This window comes from Nocardia sp. NPDC051463 (assembly GCF_040681975.1).
Taxonomy (GTDB): Bacteria; Actinomycetota; Actinomycetes; order Mycobacteriales; family Mycobacteriaceae; genus Nocardia.
Map to the genome: position 1 here is coordinate 53,012 of NZ_JBFBAB010000016.1, position 17,932 is coordinate 70,943.

The 17,932-nt window shown below is 65.9% G+C and carries 15 protein-coding genes and 1 tRNA gene; 10 read left to right on the top strand and 6 right to left on the bottom strand.

Annotation, left to right across the window (positions count from 1 at the left end):
* Positions 1-103 precede the first annotated feature (103 nt).
* From AB0M74_RS21090 to AB0M74_RS21100, 3 genes are all read right to left on the bottom strand, one after another.
* Positions 104-373 carry a hypothetical protein gene (locus AB0M74_RS21090; RefSeq protein WP_366527968.1) on the bottom strand — a complete coding sequence of 90 codons (270 nt, stop codon included), beginning with the start codon at positions 371-373 and terminating at the stop codon, positions 104-106.
* 442 nt (positions 374-815) lie between these two features.
* A tRNA-Arg gene (locus AB0M74_RS21095) sits at positions 816-889 on the bottom strand.
* Positions 890-992: 103 nt separating this feature from the next.
* Complete coding sequence (locus AB0M74_RS21100) at positions 993-1,367, bottom strand: DUF4345 family protein (RefSeq protein WP_366527969.1); 375 nt, start codon at positions 1,365-1,367, stop codon at positions 993-995.
* Positions 1,368-1,447: 80 nt separating this feature from the next.
* Here AB0M74_RS21100 and AB0M74_RS21105 point away from each other — a divergent pair, with 80 nt between their 5' ends.
* The 8 genes from AB0M74_RS21105 (at position 1,448) to AB0M74_RS21140 (ending at position 14,798) form a co-directional block, all read left to right on the top strand.
* Entirely contained in the window at positions 1,448-3,490 is a 2,043-nt protein-coding gene (locus AB0M74_RS21105; protein WP_366527970.1) for a cytochrome c oxidase assembly protein, read from the top strand.
* Positions 3,487-4,455 carry a threonine/serine dehydratase gene (locus tag AB0M74_RS21110; protein ID WP_366527971.1) on the top strand — a complete coding sequence of 323 codons (969 nt, stop codon included), beginning with the start codon at positions 3,487-3,489 and terminating at the stop codon, positions 4,453-4,455. The genes AB0M74_RS21105 and AB0M74_RS21110 overlap by 4 nt, the downstream gene beginning before the upstream one ends.
* Before the next feature lie 758 nt (positions 4,456-5,213).
* Complete coding sequence (locus AB0M74_RS21115) at positions 5,214-5,549, top strand: hypothetical protein (protein WP_366527972.1); 336 nt, start codon at positions 5,214-5,216, stop codon at positions 5,547-5,549.
* A 435-nt stretch (positions 5,550-5,984) separates the two neighbouring features.
* Positions 5,985-6,509: a single-stranded DNA-binding protein gene (locus AB0M74_RS21120; RefSeq protein WP_366527973.1), complete on the top strand. Its 525-nt coding sequence runs from the start codon at positions 5,985-5,987 to the stop codon at positions 6,507-6,509.
* A gap of 79 nt (positions 6,510-6,588) precedes the next feature.
* The gene (gene ettA / locus AB0M74_RS21125; RefSeq protein WP_366527974.1) at positions 6,589-8,265 is read left to right on the top strand and encodes an energy-dependent translational throttle protein EttA; all 1,677 of its coding nucleotides are present in this window, start codon (positions 6,589-6,591) and stop codon (positions 8,263-8,265) included.
* A 419-nt stretch (positions 8,266-8,684) separates the two neighbouring features.
* Positions 8,685-13,625: an NAD-glutamate dehydrogenase gene (locus AB0M74_RS21130; protein WP_366527975.1), complete on the top strand. Its 4,941-nt coding sequence runs from the start codon at positions 8,685-8,687 to the stop codon at positions 13,623-13,625.
* A gap of 41 nt (positions 13,626-13,666) precedes the next feature.
* A complete protein-coding gene (locus AB0M74_RS21135; RefSeq protein ID WP_366528057.1) occupies positions 13,667-14,089 on the top strand; it encodes a thioesterase family protein in 423 nt (140 codons plus the stop codon).
* A 43-nt stretch (positions 14,090-14,132) separates the two neighbouring features.
* Entirely contained in the window at positions 14,133-14,798 is a 666-nt protein-coding gene (locus AB0M74_RS21140; protein WP_366527976.1) for a hypothetical protein, read from the top strand.
* A gap of 6 nt (positions 14,799-14,804) precedes the next feature.
* Here AB0M74_RS21140 and AB0M74_RS21145 read toward each other — a convergent pair whose 3' ends face one another.
* Both AB0M74_RS21145 and AB0M74_RS21150 read right to left on the bottom strand, forming a co-directional pair.
* Complete coding sequence (locus tag AB0M74_RS21145; protein WP_366527977.1) at positions 14,805-15,125, bottom strand: AzlD domain-containing protein; 321 nt, start codon at positions 15,123-15,125, stop codon at positions 14,805-14,807.
* 82 nt (positions 15,126-15,207) lie between these two features.
* Entirely contained in the window at positions 15,208-15,909 is a 702-nt protein-coding gene (locus AB0M74_RS21150; protein WP_366527978.1) for an AzlC family ABC transporter permease, read from the bottom strand.
* 78 nt (positions 15,910-15,987) lie between these two features.
* Between AB0M74_RS21150 and AB0M74_RS21155 the strand changes: the two genes are divergently transcribed.
* The gene (locus AB0M74_RS21155; RefSeq protein ID WP_366527979.1) at positions 15,988-16,557 is read left to right on the top strand and encodes an XRE family transcriptional regulator; all 570 of its coding nucleotides are present in this window, start codon (positions 15,988-15,990) and stop codon (positions 16,555-16,557) included.
* 16 nt (positions 16,558-16,573) lie between these two features.
* On the opposite strand, the gene AB0M74_RS21160 is transcribed toward AB0M74_RS21155, so the two are convergent.
* A complete protein-coding gene (locus AB0M74_RS21160; protein WP_366527980.1) occupies positions 16,574-17,308 on the bottom strand; it encodes an HNH endonuclease in 735 nt (244 codons plus the stop codon).
* 190 nt (positions 17,309-17,498) lie between these two features.
* On the opposite strand from AB0M74_RS21160, the gene AB0M74_RS21165 reads away from it, so the two are divergent.
* Entirely contained in the window at positions 17,499-17,921 is a 423-nt protein-coding gene (locus tag AB0M74_RS21165; RefSeq protein WP_328410364.1) for a globin, read from the top strand.
* Positions 17,922-17,932 lie beyond the last annotated feature (11 nt).

The window sequence follows — 17,932 nt, forward strand, 5'->3', positions numbered from 1 at the left end:
CGGTGACGGGCCGGATCGCGGGAGGGAATCGCCCGGTCACCGGAACCTGTTCGGTACAGCCGTACCGCTCAACCGCGGGTCGGACTCGATATCGGGTGTCGGGTCAATGGTTGGAGTGCGGCCCTGGGTAACCGGGCGGCGTCGGAAAGGCGGGCGTCGGAAACTTGGGCGTCGGAGGGGCCGGTGGCGTCGGAAACTCGGGCGTCTTCGGGTGGGGCGGGTGATAGACCATCGGAAGAACCTCAGCGGCCACGGCGTCGCGGGCATCGGGGGCGGTGGCTACCCCGGGCACAGGTCCAGCACCGTTGGCTGCTACCGCAGCAGCACCCGCCAGGATCGCGGCAATGGACAGGATCGGAGCAAGAATCGTCATAGGCGACATCACAGCGTCTCTTTCACGAAGCGCACCGACCCAGTGTCGGCGCTAGTGGGATAGACGACGGGTCTCTGTGCCATTTTACGTTCCCGGACGAACCCGATCGAGCGACCTTCGCCGCCCTATCGACGGCGCGAATCGGCTCGTGTCCGAGGGGTTCGTCAGCGACGACATCGACCATATGTTCGGCGAGTACCTCGGGTGAGCAGGGCGACCAGCTGATCGATCGGATCGACCGGAACCCCTGAGCAAATCGGTGGTGACCGGACGCCGTGATCGTGGCAACCCGGCGCACGGGACCGGATGCTTCGTCCGGATTGTGCACCGTTGCCCCTCACGTGGTCGGTGCGCAATGGATCGCCATAGGTGGTGTCCAAAGAAAAAGCCGGGCTCCCGGCGTTTAGACGGGAGCCCGGCGGGTAACTACTCTGCGAGCTTGCGCCCCCGGCAGGAATCGAACCTGCGACCTAGGGATTAGAAGGCCCTTGCTCTATCCAACTGAGCTACGGAGGCAGTGGCATCCACCATGGCCGACATTGGCCGCGCTGTCCAGCGCAGCAAGTATAGCGACTGTCCAGATTGCTAAGTTCTTAGCGTCAGCAACATTCCAGTCACCTCAGTCGAGACGTACGGCGAGTAGCAGCATTCCGGCCATGATCAGCTCCAGGATCAGGAAGAACCAGACCGGATAGAAAGCGGAGGGGCGTTCCACGAAGGCCGACCACACCCGGCCGAACGCCATACCACCGAGCGCGGCCGCCACGGCGAGGCACGCTCCGTATCTCAGATCACCGACATCGGCGGCGGCGAGCCCGAGGACCGCGGCGATCGCGATGCCGAAGCCGCCGTAGACGGCGCGCACCTCGGCACGAGCATCGGGGCGATCGGCGAGCAGGCCGAGTGGATCGACCAGCTTGCTGGGCCGCAACAGCCCATAAATTCCCATGCCAGCGAAGAACAACGCCACCACGGCAATCAACACGATCGACATCGCACCTCCGGGTCCGGCCCCACAGTATCGGCCCAAACCCCACCGGGCCACGCATTGCCGACCGAACTACGCTCAGCTGTATGTCGTCAGCGCAGGACCCCCCAGCAGAACTCGACGTAGAGACGGGTAAGTCGGGTTCCTGGTCGGCCTTCGCGATGTTGACGGCACTGGCGGGTGCTATAGCGGCGGTTATCTCCGCACTGGTGGTCGGACTGTCCGCGGCGCAGGCGTTGAGCCTGCTCGGTATTCCCGATCCCGGTCCGCTGACCACCTACGGTCTGCCCGCGATCCGCGCCCTCGCCGACCTGTCCGCGGCGTTGACCGTCGGCTCGCTGCTGTTCGCCACATTCCTGGTGCCGCCGCAGGCCAACGCGTTGCTGGATGTCGGCGGATATCGCGCGGTGCGACGTGCGTCGAATTTCGCCGTCGTCTGGGCCTGCTGCGCCGCGCTGCTGATCCCTTTGACCGTCTCGGACACAACCGGTCAACCGGTCGCCGATGTCTGGCGACCCGAACAGCTGTGGCGGGCGATCGGACAGATCGACCTGGCCGACGCCTGGCGAACCACAGCGTTGTTCGCGCTGGTCGTCGCGGTGGGCTGCCGCCTCGCCCTGCGCTGGGGCTGGACTCCGGTGCTGTTCGGCGGCGCGATCGTGACCATGATGCCGCTGGCATTGACCGGGCATTCATCCTCCGGCGGTGCGCACGATCTCGCCACCAACAGCCTGATCTTGCACCTGGTTTCCGCCGCGATGTGGGTCGGCGGACTGTTCGCGGTGCTCGCGCACGCCATCCGCGGCGGCGCGCACACCGATGTCGCCGCCCGGCGATTCTCGATGACCGCCACGATCGCGTTCGTCGTGATCGGGTTCAGCGGTGTGATCAATTCGTGGGTCCGGGTGCCGAGCTGGGATGAACTGTTCACCACCACCTACGGCAGGCTCGTGCTTGCCAAGGTCGCCGCGCTGGTCGTGCTGGGTGCGTTCGGCTATCTGCAGCGCCGTGCTTCGTTGCCCGCGCTGGCCGCGAACCCAGGCGACCGCGCGGCACTGGTCCGGTTCGGTGGGGTCGAGGCATTGGTGTTCGCCGCGACCATGGGACTGGCCGTCGGCCTCGGCCGCACACCACCGCCACCGCCGACATCGGTGCCGACCCCCGCCGAAGTGGAGCTCGGGTACAACCTCACCGGGCCGCCGACGGCCATGCGATTGCTGTTCGACTGGCGCTTCGACCTGATGTTCGGCACGCTGGCCATCGTGCTCGCGATGCTGTACCTGCTCGGGGTGCGACGGCTGCGGGCACGAGGCGATGCCTGGCCGATCGGTCGAACCCTTGCCTGGATGTCCGGGTGCGCGGTGCTGTTGTTCGCCACGTCCTCGGGCGTCGGGCGTTATTCGCCCGCCGTGTTCAGTGTGCACATGGGCCAGCACATGGCACTGTCGATGTTGGCGCCCATCCTGTTCGCGCTCGGCGGTGCGGTCACGCTGGCGCTACGCGCGCTCCCGCCGGCCGGGCGCGGTGGTATTCCCGGGCCGCGGGAATGGATCCAGGCCGCGGTGCACAATCCGGTGTCGCGCTTGCTGACCCACCCGATCGTCGCGTCGGTGATCTTCGTCGGCGGTTTCTACGCGCTGTACATGGGCGGCATCTACGACTCGTTCGTCGACTCGCACGCCGCGCACTTGCTGATGAATGCGCACTTCCTGCTCAGTGGCTATCTGTTCTATTGGGTGGTGATCGGCATCGATCCCAAGCCGCGCCAGGTGCAACCGCTGACCAAACTGGGGATGGTGTTCGGTTCGCTGCCCTTCCACGCCTTCTTCGGCATCGCCCTGATGAGCATGACCACCGTCATGGGTGGGTGGTTCTTCCGCAGTCTCGGCCTGGGCTGGAACAACGATTTGCTCGGAGATCAGCGCACCGGCGGTAGCCTGGCATGGGCCAGCGGTGAAATACCGCTGGTTGTCGTAATGCTCGCGCTGCTGATCCAGTGGTCGCGCAGTGATGCGAAACTCGCGAAGCGGACCGACCGGGCCGCAGACCGTGATAACGACGCGGACCTCAGCGCGCACAACGCGATGTTCGCCGAGCTGGCAAAACGTGACCGAGAGGTGCGCAAGTGATCGAGCGGGCTTTAGTTGAGCCGCAGCACCGAACGTCTCGGCGGGTATACCGATCGGATGTCCGTGCGGCGCGTAAGCGGTTGGCCGGGCAGACCCGCAAGACGCCGGTCTTCCACACCACCGTCTCGGGTCCGCACGGGCCGATACCGGTGACATTGAAACTCGAATACCTCCAGCACGGCGGCACATTCAAGGTGCGGGGCAGTCTCAATGCGCTGCTCGAGTCGGGTGCGGATGTCGAACAGGTGGTCATCGCCTCCGGTGGCAATGCGGGCATCGCCGCAGCGTTGGCCTCGGCCCGTCTCGGCAAGACGTGCACGGTGGTCGTGCCGGAATCGGCGCCGCACACCAAGGTGGCCGCGATGTGGGCATACGGTGCCGAAGTGCTGTGGCACGGAACCACATACGCCGAGGCCTACCTCTACGCGACCGATCTGGCCGCCGAGCGCGCGGCCTTGCAATTGCACGCCTACGACCTGCCCGCTGTTGTCGCGGGTGCGGGTGTGGTCGGCCTGGAACTGGAGGAGCAGGTGCGGGGCAGGCCGCCGGTGCTCGTCGCGGTCGGCGGCGGCGGACTCGTCGCCGGGATCGCCGCCGCAGTCGGTCGCCGTCAGCAGGTCATCGGCATCGAGCCGGAGGGCATCCCCACCTTGCACGCCGCGCTCGTGGCGAACCGGCCGGTGGATATCGAAGTGTCGGGTGTCGCGGCGGAATCCCTCGGCGCCACCAGGATCGGCGATATCGCCCTCGATATCGCCCGCCGTCACGAGGTGCGTTCGGTGCTGGTCACCGACGATGCGATCACGACCGCCCGGGAGTATCTGTGGCGGGAGTTCCGCATCGTCGTCGAACTCGCCGGGGCGACTGCGTTGGCCGCGGTGCAGAGCGGGGCCTATGTTCCTGCGGAAGGTGAGCGACCGGTAGTGGTGCTGTGTGGGGCAAATACCGACCTGGCGGTCCTGTAGCGCTCGGCAGCCCGCTATTGCGCGGAAACCGTTCGCTCCGAACAGCTTTCGGCGGATAGATAGCACTCTCGCGCCGATGACGCGGTTTCTGGCTCCGGCGAAGTCGGGTTGCTGTGTTATCGCCGGAGCGCAGATCGGCTGCTGGCGATAGGTGAACCGCTCGATGGCCTGCCGGTCGGCAATCGAGCCCTCGGGATGGTTCGCCCGGTGACCGCGACGAACGGCCCCGGGCGCCGGTAGCATCGCTACCGGTGGAGGTGGCGTCTGCGGCGCCCGAAACCTCCGATTACATGATCGACCTACTCGGACGAGCCGCTCGATCGACCTGCCACCGGCTGAGGCGTGGAAACCTACCTCCGCCAGCCACTGCTCGTCGTATCCAGCGAAGGGAGCCCAGCATGAGCGAAAGACCTCAGGACTGGCTGTCCATGCCGAGTGTGTCCCGTGATCACCAAAGGATCGCGCTGCACAGGCCTCCGATCGTCGGGTACCGATTCGGGCGATCGGGTAATCCTGCGGCCGATGAAGGTGGCACTGCGAATGATCCGACCACTGGCAATCGTGCCTGGGTGGACGATCCACGAGTCGTACACGGCAGAGTGAGCCCCCTCCCGGCGGGGGATGCCGACCACGGTGAGCAGAGCAGGCGTAGCGCAGCACCGTCGGCAGACCAGCATTCGGCGACTGATTCGCGGATGTCGCCGCCCGGACAGCGTGGTCACCTCCAAGAGCGAAACCCCCCAGTGGCTCCAGTTGTGGTGGCCGAAATTACCCCAGGGGATGACGCCGAAATTACCCCAGGGGATGACATTGAGCCGATGTCCGAGGCACAGGCGATTATGGCTGTCCGCAGGTATCTGCTCAGCCGCAATTCCGACCCGAGTACATGCGCACCGGGAAGGCTGGTGGCCGAACGATGCAGTGTGGGCTGGATCGTGGGCGCGGCTGCCCTCGCGCGTCAGCGCAACGATGAGCGCATCTACTACATCGCAGACGATGGAGAGCTCGAAGAAACGTCATCCGCTGCCGAACGGTCTGCCTATGTCACATCGTTCGAGCAGCGGTTCAGGCAACGCCGGGCCTTGTTCGGCTAGGTGATCGGGCTACCGAATCGGTTACACCACAAAGGATCTCGGTGAGCTCGCCGTCGGTGTGCCGGGCCGGATGGCGCGGCCGATGTCGGTGCGACTCGTCTGCGCGACAGATCGTCTACGGCCTCTCGATCGACTACGAGGTCTTCTGTCTCCCGAGCAGTCGAGGCCCGCGCCAAGGGCGCCAAGCGGTTCTCGACGCGGCGAACAGATGTATCTGTCGCGCGCGGAGTCAGTGGCGGACGTCCGGTGTGTCGGCTTGCTGTCGACAAGGCCGGAAATGGCCGTTGTCCACATGCGGGAAAGTTCTCCACAGCTTCGGAAGTCGGGGGTCCGCTCAGGCTCGGGATCGGTCAGGCTGGAGGTGCCCTCCTGGCGGGGGAGGCAGCGACCGAGGCGGATGGCCGAGGGGCGAAATATGAATGAAGGGGCGGGAGCATGTACGAGGCAATGGCAACGGTGATCGGCACCGTGGTCACCCATCCGGTCAAGCGGGATCTGACGAATGGGGAGCAGGTGGTCACTTTCCGAATGGCCAGCAATTCCCGCAGGTTAGACCCCGCGACCGGGGAGTGGGTCGACAGCGGAACGCTGTACTTGACCGTCAGCTGCTGGCGCAGGCTGGTGGCGGGGGTCGATGCGTCGATACGCCGCGGTGATCCGGTCATCGTCTACGGCCAGCTGCGGTCGCACGAATACCGAACCAAGGATGGTGTCGAACGGCGCGACCTCGAAATGCGGGCCAGTGCGCTCGGCCCCGACCTGTCGCGCTGCACCGCGCAGCCGATCCGCCGGACCGAAGCGGGGCGTTCATTCGGTCCGAGTAATCTAGTGCGCAATACCTGTGACCGATCGAGCGCAGAAGACCGTGCACGGGTCGACGGCGAGGCGCTGGGGAAGGGCGCGTTGCCCATGCCTGACGTACCGGCCCGGATCACCGAATCCGCGTCGGCAGACGCCTGACCGCACGGCCGATTTGCGCTCGGCGGCAGTGGTAGCTCTGCTTCGTTCCACCAAACCTCACACCGATAGGCTTGTGTATATGGCTGAGTTCATTTACCAAATGAAGAAAGTTCGTAAGGCGCACGGCGACAAGGTCGTGCTCGACGACGTCAACTTGAACTTCCTTCCAGGCGCCAAGATCGGCGTCGTCGGCCCCAACGGCGCCGGTAAATCCAGCGTGCTGAAGATCATGGCCGGACTGGACCAGCCGAACAACGGCGACGCCTTTCTCGCGCCCGGCGCCACGGTTGGCATCCTGCAGCAGGAGCCGCCGCTGAACGAAGAGAAGACCGTGCGCGGCAATGTCGAGGAGGGCCTCGGCGAGGTCAAGGTGAAGCTGGATCGCTTCAACGAGATCGCCGAGCTCATGGCCACCGACTACTCCGACGAGCTCATGGACGAGATGGGCAAGCTTCAGGAGTACCTGGATCACGCCGATGCGTGGGATGTCGACTCGCAGCTCGAGCAGGCCATGGACGCGCTGCGCTGCCCGCCACCGGACGCGCCGGTCACCAACCTCTCCGGTGGTGAACGCCGCCGCGTCGCGCTGTGCAAGCTGCTGCTGAGCAAGCCGGATCTGTTGCTGCTCGACGAGCCGACCAACCATCTGGACGCCGAGAGCGTGCTCTGGCTGGAGCAGCACCTGGCCGCGTACGCGGGCGCCGTACTCGCCGTCACCCACGACCGGTACTTCCTCGACAACGTCGCCGAGTGGATTCTCGAGCTCGACCGTGGTCGTGCCTACCCCTACGAGGGCAACTACTCCACCTATCTGGAGAAGAAGGCCCAGCGACTCGAGGTCCAGGGCAAGAAGGACCAGAAGCTGCAGAAGCGGCTCAAGGACGAGCTGGCCTGGGTGCGCTCGGGCGCCAAGGCGCGTCAGGCCAAGAACAAGGCCCGCCTCGGCCGGTACGAGGAGATGGCGGCGGAGGCCGACAAGCACAGGAAATTGGACTTCGAGGAGATCCAGATCCCGGCCGGACCGCGCCTGGGCAATGTGGTGGTCGAGGTCGCGAACCTGGACAAGGGCTTCGACGATCGGCAGCTCATCAAGGACCTGTCGTTCACGTTGCCGCGCAACGGAATTGTCGGCGTCATCGGACCGAACGGCGTCGGTAAGACCACGTTGTTCAAGACCATCGTCGGGCTGGAGGATCCGGACAGCGGCATCGTCCGGGTCGGTGAGACGGTCAAGCTGAGCTACGTCGACCAGAACCGGGCGGGCATCGACCCGCAGAAGAACGTCTGGCAGGTCGTTTCCGAGGGCCTCGACTTCATCCAGGTCGGCAACCAGGAAATGCCGTCGCGCGCCTACGTCAGCGCGTTCGGCTTCAAGGGTCCCGACCAGCAGAAGCCCGCTGGTGTGCTCTCCGGCGGTGAGCGCAACCGGTTGAACCTGGCGCTCACCCTCAAGCAGGGCGGCAACCTGATCCTGCTCGATGAGCCGACCAACGACCTCGATGTGGAAACCCTGAGCTCGCTGGAGAATGCGCTCGAGCAGTTCCCCGGCTGCGCCGTGGTCATCTCTCACGACCGCTGGTTCCTCGACCGCACCTGCACCCACATTCTGGCGTGGGAGGGCGACAACGACAACGACGCCAAGTGGTTCTGGTTCGAGGGCAACTTCGAGGCGTACGAAGCCAACAAGATCGAACGCCTCGGCCTGGAAGCGGCACGCCCGCACCGGGTCACCCACCGCAAGCTCACCCGCGACTGAGTGGAGGCTCGACAGGCCGCACTCGCGGGTGCGGCCTGTCGAAGCGGTCGAGCAGACTGGCGAGTAACTGCCGACTCTGCCGAAGGAACTACGGACAACCCTGTCGGAATGGACCAGTTGCCGAAGGAAATACGGTCGGCCCGCGCCACGGGTCTGATCTGGCTAGGGTGGTAGCTGTGCATGCGAAGGCGCAGTCCGAGGACCGGGTAGGTCTCATCGCCGACGCGGCAACATAACTTCGTCGGTCCGATCGGTTGCCGTGCCGGGATCGTCGACTTCGGCAATCGAGTGGCGAACCTCGCGTTCGCGGTGAACACCCTGGGTTCGAAAGGGAATTCACCCCTATGTTCGCGACTCGCAGCTACTCTCGGACCGGCGTCACTTTGGTGCGGAACCGAATCCGAGGGAGTTGGCGAAAAATGACGGTCTCGTCCGAATTGTCCAGTGCGGCGTGGGCCGCGAGTTTGCCGCAGGCGTTGCGCGGCGATCTCGGGCCACTCGAGGAGGCGTATTTCCGCCACGTCGACGCGGGCGATGTGGACTGTGCGATCACCGGTATCACCCAGATCTTCCGACGGCACACGGAGCTGGCGATGACCCGCCCGGCCGGTCGCGCGCTGGTTCGGGTATATCACCCGGACGACGCCTCCGGGCTCGGCGCCGCGGTGCAGCTGGTCACCGACGATATGCCGTTGCTGGTGGAGTCGATCACCTCGTCACTGAGCCGGATGGGTGTCAGCGTCAGCGAGGTGATCCACCCGATCTTCGAGGTCGAGCGTGACGCGGACGGCCGCCTGCTCAGGGCGATGCCGCACGAGGTCGACAGCAACGGCAACACCGGGCTGCAGGAATCGTGGATGCACATCCAGCTGCACCCCTCGACCAGCCGGGCGCTGCTCGACCGGATCGAGGGGGCGATGCCGGATGTGATCGCCGACGTGCGCCAGGTGACAGGTGACACCGAAGCCATCCGCGACGTGCAGAGCAGGCTGGCCGACGAGCTGGAACTCGCGGCCAAGGCAGGCACCGCGCCCTTCTCCGGAACCGACCTGGTGGACTGCGCGAACCTGTTGCGCTGGTTGGCCAGTGGCAATTTCACAGTCCTCGGCTATGCCCGTTATCGACACAGCACCTCGCAGGACCAGACCGTGTCGGCCGCACTGCCGGGCACCTGCCTCGGCGTGCTGCGTCCCGATGTCGGCACCGATTTCCGGGTCCCTGTCAACGCAGGGGAGCGGCCACTGCTGATGTTGACCCAGGGCTTGGTGCCCGCGACGGTGCATCGCTCGGTGTACCCGTACTTCGTCGGCGTCGCGGACTTCGACGAGGCGGGAACCATCATCGGTGAGCATCTGTTCATCGGTGTCTTCACCGTGACGGCGGTGCACGAGAACGTCCTGGACATTCCCGTCATCGAGCGCAGGGTGCGGTCGGTCATCGAGGAGAGCGGATTCGATCTGGACTCCTTCTCCGGGCAGGCGATGCTCGAGGTCATCCAGTCGTTTCCACGTACCGAGCTGTTCTCCTCGAACGCCGAGACAATGCGTAGGACCGCGACCGCGGTGCTCAATGTCGGCCTGCGCAGACAGGTCCGGCTGTTCCTGCGCTCGGATGGCTACGGCCGCTTCGTCGCCTGCATGGTCTACCTGCCCCGGGACCGCTACACCACTCGGGTGCGGTTGGAGATGCAGGAAATCCTGGTGCGTGAACTGGGCGGCGTCTCCATCGACTATTCGGCGCGGGTCAGTGAGAGCGAGCTGGCCAGCGTTTATTTCACGGTGCGGATGCCGGAGGCCGAGTTCGGTGTGCCGCGCACGTCGGAGGCGGTTGCCGACACCTCCGAGGACAACCGGCTGCGCATCCAGAAACTGCTCGCCGAAGCGAGCCGGACCTGGGACGACCTCCTCAATGACGAGGTGAGTACCTCTACGGTGCTAGATCCCGGTGTTGTCCAGCGCTATGCCGAGGCATTCCCCGAGGGGTACAAGCAGGACTTCACACCCGACCGTGCGCTGTTCGACGTCGTCCGGTTGGAGCGGCTCTCCGAAGGCTCCATCGACCAGAATCTGTATCGCCGTGCGGATTCGGACCCGGGTTCCTGGCGGTTCACGCTGTACATCGGCGGCACCGGGATATCGCTGAGTCAGGTGCTTCCGGTACTGCAGAGCCTCGGCGTCGAGGTGGTCGACGAGCGGCCGTACCAGGTCGAGCTCGACGCACCGCCCGGCGGCGACCAGGCCGTCGAACGCTGGATCTACGACTTCGGCCTTGTCGCAAGGCCCGAGCTGCTGCGCAGCTCCTTGGATCGGGACCTGGACGCGGAACTGTCGGAGTCCTCGGCCCGCGTCGCCGCCTTGGCGTCGGAGGTGCGTGGCCTGCGCGAGCGGTTCACCGAGGCCTTCGAGGCCGTCTGGTACGGCCGCGCCGAAGCCGACGCGCTCAATGAACTCGTGTTGCGTGCCCGGCTGCCGTGGCGTGCGGTGTCGATTCTGCGCATGTACTCGAAGTACTTGCAGCAGGCGGATTTTCCATACAGCCAGGCGAATATCGCCAGGGTGCTGCTCACCTATCCGGACATCGCGCGGCTGTTCGTCGACCTGTTCGCGGCCCGATTCGATCCGGATACCGAAACGTCGTTGCATGTCGGCGACCTGGAGACCCAGGTGCGCGGCCGCATCGACGAGGTCGTCAGCCTCGACGCCGACCGCATCCTGCGCGCCATCCTCTCGCTGATCAAGGCGACGCTGCGGACCAACTACTACGTCACCGACGCCGAGGGCACACCACGGTCGTACATATCGGTGAAGGTCGAGCCGCGCGAGATCGCTGAATTGCCCAAGCCCAAGCCGCAATTCGAGATCTTCGTGTACTCGCCACGCGTCGAGGGCGTGCACCTGCGCTTCGGCGCGGTGGCGCGTGGTGGGTTGCGCTGGTCGGACCGTCTGGAAGATTTCCGAACAGAGATCCTCGGTCTGGTGAAGGCACAGGCGGTGAAGAACGCCGTTATTGTGCCGGTCGGGGCCAAGGGCGGTTTCGTGGTCAAGCAGCCGCCTGCCGCCACCGGTGATCCCGGTGCGGATCGGCAGGCGCTCAGTGCCGAGGGCGTCGACTGCTATCGCACCTTCATCTCCGGCCTGCTCGACGTCACCGACAATGTGGATCTCGCGACCGGCGCGGTGTTGCCGCCCGCGCGGGTGGTGCGTCGCGACGGCGACGACACCTATCTGGTGGTCGCCGCGGACAAGGGCACCGCGACGTTCTCCGACATCGCCAACGACGTCGCACAGCGCTACGGTTTCTGGCTCGGTGACGCCTTCGCCTCCGGCGGCTCGGCGGGGTACGACCACAAGGCGATGGGTATCACCGCCAAGGGCGCGTGGGAGAGCGTGAAGCGCCACTTCCAAGAGATGGACATCGACACCCAGACCCAGGACTTCACGGTGGTCGGCGTCGGCGATATGAGCGGTGACGTATTCGGTAACGGCATGCTGCTCTCCGAGCACATCCGCCTGGTCGCGGCGTTCGACCACCGGCACATCTTCCTGGACCCGAACCCGGATGCGGCCCGCTCCTTCGTCGAGCGGCAGCGGATGTTCGAGCTGCCCCGCTCCTCGTGGGCCGACTACGACATCTCGCTCATCAGCGAGGGTGGTGGCGTGTGGGACCGCACGGTGAAGTCCGTTCCGATCAGCCCGCAGGCCCGCAGGGCGCTCGGCTTGGCCGACGGGGTGGAAGCGCTGTCACCGCCGGAGCTGGTGCGCGCGATCCTGCTCGCACCGGTCGGGCTGCTGTGGAACGGCGGCATCGGCACCTACATCAAGGCGAGCACCGAAACCAACGCCGAGGTCGGCGACAAGTCCAACGATCCGGTGCGGGTCAATGGAAGCCAGTTGCGGGTCGAGGTGATCGGCGAGGGCGGCAATCTCGGCGCGACCGCGCTCGGCCGGATCGAGTTCTGCCGCAACGGCGGCAAGATGAACACCGACGCCCTGGACAACTCGGCGGGTGTGGACTGCTCCGACCACGAGGTCAACATCAAGGTGCTGCTCGACGGCGTAGTCAGCGCGGGCCGGCTGGCCGAGGCCGATCGCAATCCGCTGCTGGCCTCCATGACCGATGAGGTCGCGCAGATGGTGTTGCAGGACAACGTGTCCCAGAACTTTCTGATGGGCCTCTCGCGAGCCGAGGCGCCGCGCATGATGAATGTGCACCATCGGCTCATCGAAGACCTGCAGGAACGCCGTGGCCTCGACCGCGAGTTGGAGGCGCTGCCCTCGGACGCCGAGATCAAGCGCAGGATGGAGGAGGGTTCGGGCCTTGCCTCGCCCGAGCTCGCCAATCTCATGGCGCACGTGAAGCTTTCGCTGAAGGCCGATCTGCTCGACACCGACCTGCCCGACAGCGCCTATTTCGCGGCCCGGCTGCCCGAATACTTCCCGACGCCACTGCGCGGCCGGTTCGGCGCCGCGATCAAGAAGCACCGGCTGCGGCGCGAGATCGTCACCACGGTGGTGGTCAACGAGATGGTCGACTACGGCGGGATCACCTATGCGCACCGCCTGAACGAGGAGATCGGCGCGACGACCACCGACGCGGTACGCGCGTTCGCGGCGACCGCCGAGATCTTCGACCTGCACGACGTGTGGCGGCGAATCCGTGCCACCGACGCTTCGGTCGCGGTCCGTGACGAACTGGAGCTGGAAACCAAGCGCATCCTCGACCGTGCCTCCCGCTGGTTGCTGAGCAACCGGCCGCAGCCGATCGCGGTCGGTGCGGAGGTCAACAGGTACAGCAGGGGTGTGCGGGAGCTGGCGCCGCAGGTCCCCGGCTGGTTGCGCGGTCACCACGTCGCGACGCTGACCGATCAGTCTGCGGAGGTGATCGCCCGAGGTGCGCCGACCGATCTGGCCACCGAGATCTTCGGCCTGCTGAATCTTTTCCCGCTGCTGGATGTGTTGGATATCGCAGATATCACCGATCGCGGCGGTGACGAGGTCGGTTCGCTGTATTACGCGCTGAACGAACATCTGAAGATCGACTGGCTGCTGCAGGCCGTCAGCCACCTGGAACGCGGTGATCGCTGGCACGCACTCGCCCGGCTTGCGCTGCGCGACGACATGTACGGCTCGCTGCGCTCGCTGACCCTCGACGTGCTCTCCGGCGGTGACCCGGAAGAGACTGCCGACGAGAAGATTGCATACTGGGAGTCGAAGAATCAGTCTCGGCTCGGGCGTGCCCGTGCCGCACTGTCGGAATTGTTCGAGTCCGGAACCCACGATCTCGCCACGTTGTCGGTTGCAGCGCGGCAAGTGCGAAGCATGGTGAGCGGGGTGGGCGCCCAATCGGAGGTACCACGTTGACGAGTTCGTTGAACGGTCGCGGGCAGGCGCACGGCAGCAGCATCGTGCTGCCGAAGCGCTTTCACGCCAAGGTAGACGTCAGGTGGTCGGATATGGATGTGTTCCAGCACGTCAACCACGCCCGCATGGTGACGCTGCTGGAGGAGGCGCGGATCCCGTGGCTGTTCGAGGACGGCCGCCCGACCGCGCCACTGCGCGAGGGCTGCGTGCTCGCCGACCTGCGGGTGCGCTACCGCGGCCAGCTCCGCCACGAGGACACCCCGCTCGATATCGCCATGTGGATCGAGCAGCTGCGTGCGGTCGACTTCACCATCGGCTACGAGGTGCGCGCGGCAGGCGCCGCGCCGGACTCGCCGCCCGCGGTGATCGCCTCGACGCAGATCGCCGCGTTCGACATCCAGCAGCAGCGGCTGCGCCGGATTACCGAGACCGAGCGTGACTATCTCGCCGAGTGGATGGAGTGAAAGGTCGCGCACTCGGTGACAGCCGCGTGGTGACAACAGCGTGATGTCCGGGCAACGTGTGCTGGAGGTTTCCGATCCAGCCGAGCGAGAGAACCTCGCCACATTTCTCACCAGGGCTGTGCGCCTGGACCCCGCGGCGGTGGTGCGGTTGCGCCGTCGCGGGGATCGTTTCGTGTCCGGCTGGGTGGCAACGGGCTTCGAAGCGCTGGCCGTACGGACCGTGGTCGCCGAGCTCGGTGTCGACGATGTCACCGTCGGCGCCGATCTGGTGCTCGCCGGCTTGGCCACCGGAAGTCCGATCGACCTGGGTTACTCGATGGACTCGGCCTGGCGCGGCGCCCTGCCACCCACCGACGGTTTCGTGCACGTCGATGATGTGCCCGCCCGTACCCTGGTCGAACTCGCCGAACAAGGCGCGCAACTGGCCAAGGAGCACGGCAGCAGCCACGGGCCCCCCGCCTCGCTGCTCGACCAGACCGTGCTGACCGTCTCGGCCGCGGACACACAGGTGGAGGTGCCGATGCGCGTTGTCTTCGCCCTCACCGCAATGGATTTCATCCCGCACTCCGGTGACAAGGCCGACTCTCGTCGCATCCTGCCCACCGAAATAGTCCGCGTGCGTGCCACCAAAACCTGGTTGCGTATCGATGCCCGCTACGGCTCGGTCGCCCGCCGGCTGGGCGGTGCCATCCCGCTCACCCCCAGCTGACCCCTCTCAGCTGACGCCCACCACGCGAAGGAGGGCCGTTGTGCCCGCAGCCGCGAGAATGACCACGAGCATGGGGTGGCTGCGCCAGGCCAGCAGTCCGCCGGCGAGAACCCCCGCGGGCAGGGCGAATCCGAGGTGGTCGGATCCGACGGGCAGGGTGGTGATCGCCACCAGCGCGGTGAGGAGCACAACCGCGCCCACATCCAGCAATACCGTTGCCCGAGCGGGGAATCGGATCCGGGTTCGCAACGCCGGCCCGGCCCACCGGAACGCGTATGTTCCCGCGGCGAGCACGAGTGCGGCGGCGAGCAATAACGGTGACATCATGAGCACATCCGCCCGTCGAGCTGCGCGCTGTCGAAAGCCATTGCTGCCGAACAGGTTCGGGACGCGAGTGGCGAGGATATAGTCATTCGATGCTCGGTTCCGGCGCGTCGGCTCCGCCTTGGTCCCACCCGGCGAAAACGACGCCGATCAGTGCGACGAGCACCGGCAGGCCCGCGGGCAGAAACAGCGAACTGAGCACGGCGGCGGCCGCACCGAACGATGCCGCGCGCATGGTTGCCGTCTTGGCCCGCAGCGCAGGAACCACCAGTCCGAGCAGTACCGCGGGGAATATCGCATCCAGTCCGATCACCGAGGTGTCGGGAACCACGGTCCCGATCGCCGCGCCGATCGCGGCGCCACCGGGCCAGGCCAAGAGCACACCGAGCCCGCTGATCCAATAGGCGGCCCGCCTGCGTGCGACGTCGGGTTGTGCCATGGCCAGTGCGACGGATTCGTCGTTCATCACATGTACGCCGATCGGCCGCCGCCAGCCGGTGCCGACCACGTCCGGAATCGATAAACCGTAGGGCACATGCCTGGCATTGACGAGCAGCCCGGCCAATGCCGCCGCGATCGGACTGCCGCCCGCGGCGACGATACCGATGAACAGGAACTCCGAGCCGCCGGCGAGAATCAATACGCCGAGCGCAATGGGAAGCCAGAGTGGAAAACCTGAGTTCACGGCCGTTGCGCCGTAGGAAACGCCGATCAGCGCGACCGCAACGCACACCGCCGCGATGCCGGAGAGCGTGTCCCGATCGAGTGTTCGCCATATCGAACGCATGTTTCTTATACTGAACATGGTTGGTCGGTTCGTCAATATGGTTTTCTGTGGGCGGTCGTCTACTCGATGGGAGCGGGCATGGTGCCGGAAGAATCGGCGGTGGCGACGCCGCAGGCGGTGATCGCTGCCTCGTTGCGCCGGGAACGCGCACGGGCAGGCCTGTCGCTCACCGAGGTGGCGAGCCGGGCGGGCATCGCGAAATCGACACTGTCCCAATTGGAATCGGGCACCGGTAATCCGAGTCTGGAGACGCTCTGGGCCTTATGTGTCGCACTGGATATGCCCTTCTCGCGCCTACTCGACCCGCCTCGTCCCAACGTTCGGATCATTCGTGCGGGGGAGGGGCCGGTGGTGGTCGCCGAACAATCCGACTACCGCGCCACCCTGCTCGCGTCGGCGCCGATCAGTTCCCGCCGCGACCTGTTCCGGATCACCGCCGAGCCGGGACATGCGCGCCGATCCGACCCGCATATCCCGGGTGTTGTGGAACACGTGTTGCTCGCCACCGGCCGGGCGCTCGTCGGGATCATCGACGCGCCGGTGGAACTGCATCCCGGCGACTACATCTCCTACCCGGGCGATGTCCCGCACATCTTCGAGGCGCTCGAACCAGGCTCCTGGGCAACACTGGTCATCGAGTACACCTGAGCAGGGCGGCTGTCGCTCAGGCGGCGCCTTCGCCGAGATACTGCAACCACACCGGGTCCAGATCGGCGGTGGTCGACAGCAGTCGCCAGTGCGGCCCTTTCGGTGAGACCAGCGGTGAGCGCAGTGTCCACCCCAGCTCGCTGAGCAACTTGTCGGCCTTGCGGTGATTGCACGGCGCGCAGCTGGCGACGCAGTTCTCCCAGGAATGCTCGCCGCCGCGACTACGCGGGATGACGTGGTCGATGGTCTCCGCCTTGCCGCCGCAATAGCCGCAGCGGTAGCGGTCGCGGTGCATGAGGGCGGCGCGGGTCATCGGAACTCGGGCTCGGTAGGGCACGTGCACGTAGCTGCGTAGCCGGATCACCGACGGAATGCTGACTGCGGCTTCGGCGGAGTGGACGACAGAGCCCTCGGGATCGTGGTGGACGGTGTCTGCCTTGGCGCAGATGAGCAGGACGACGGCGCGGCGCGCGGACAGGGCGGTGAGCGGCTCGTAGGTGGCGTTCAGAAGCAGCACCCGGCGCTTCAACCAGTTGGTGCCGTCGCTCGGGACGGACGCGAGATGGTGACCATGCTCACCGTGATGGGAGGGGTCACCGTGCTGAGGAATCTCATCGGTGCGATGCGCACCCGGATAGTGATCGGACAAAATGTGCAGCGGAGTAGCCCCCGACCCACGATTGTGGACGTCGGCGGGCTGGAGTTGTCGGTGCGTCCTGGCCTCGTGTGATCGGCCGTGCCGCTGCTTCATGGGGACCCCGATTTCATAGTTTTCAAGATCATGTGGTATCTCGGCAGACACTGCCACCCAGTTGACCATGGAACGACGGCTATTGCACGGTGATTTCGCACAATGTCGGATGAACTGTGGTTGAAGGGCTGCGCGTTCGTGACGCAGGCACAATGGACTGCGGTGGATTCGGACCGATCGAGAGGACCTGATGACTTCCGGCGAGCAAGCGGCGGGTCAGAAAACGGCGCAACAGTCGTTCTACGAGGCGGTCGGTGGTGCGGAGACGTTCCAACGGATCCTCGCCGCGTTCTACCGCGAGGTGGCGACCGATGAGGTGCTGCGCCCGCTGTACCCGGAGGAGGACCTCGGTCCGGCCGAGCGGCGACTGCGAATGTTCCTCGAGCAGTACTGGGGCGGTCCACGCACCTACTCCGAGGAGCGCGGGCACCCGCGGCTGCGGATGCGGCACATGCCCTTCACCATCGGCCCGGTGGAACGCGACGCGTGGCTGCGCTGCATGCACATCGGCGTGGCGGAGATCGAGCCCGCGACCCTCGACGATGAGCACCGCAAGGCGCTGCTCGATTACTTGGAGATGGCGGCGAATTCGCTGATGAACGCCACCTTCTGAGGTGGTTGCGG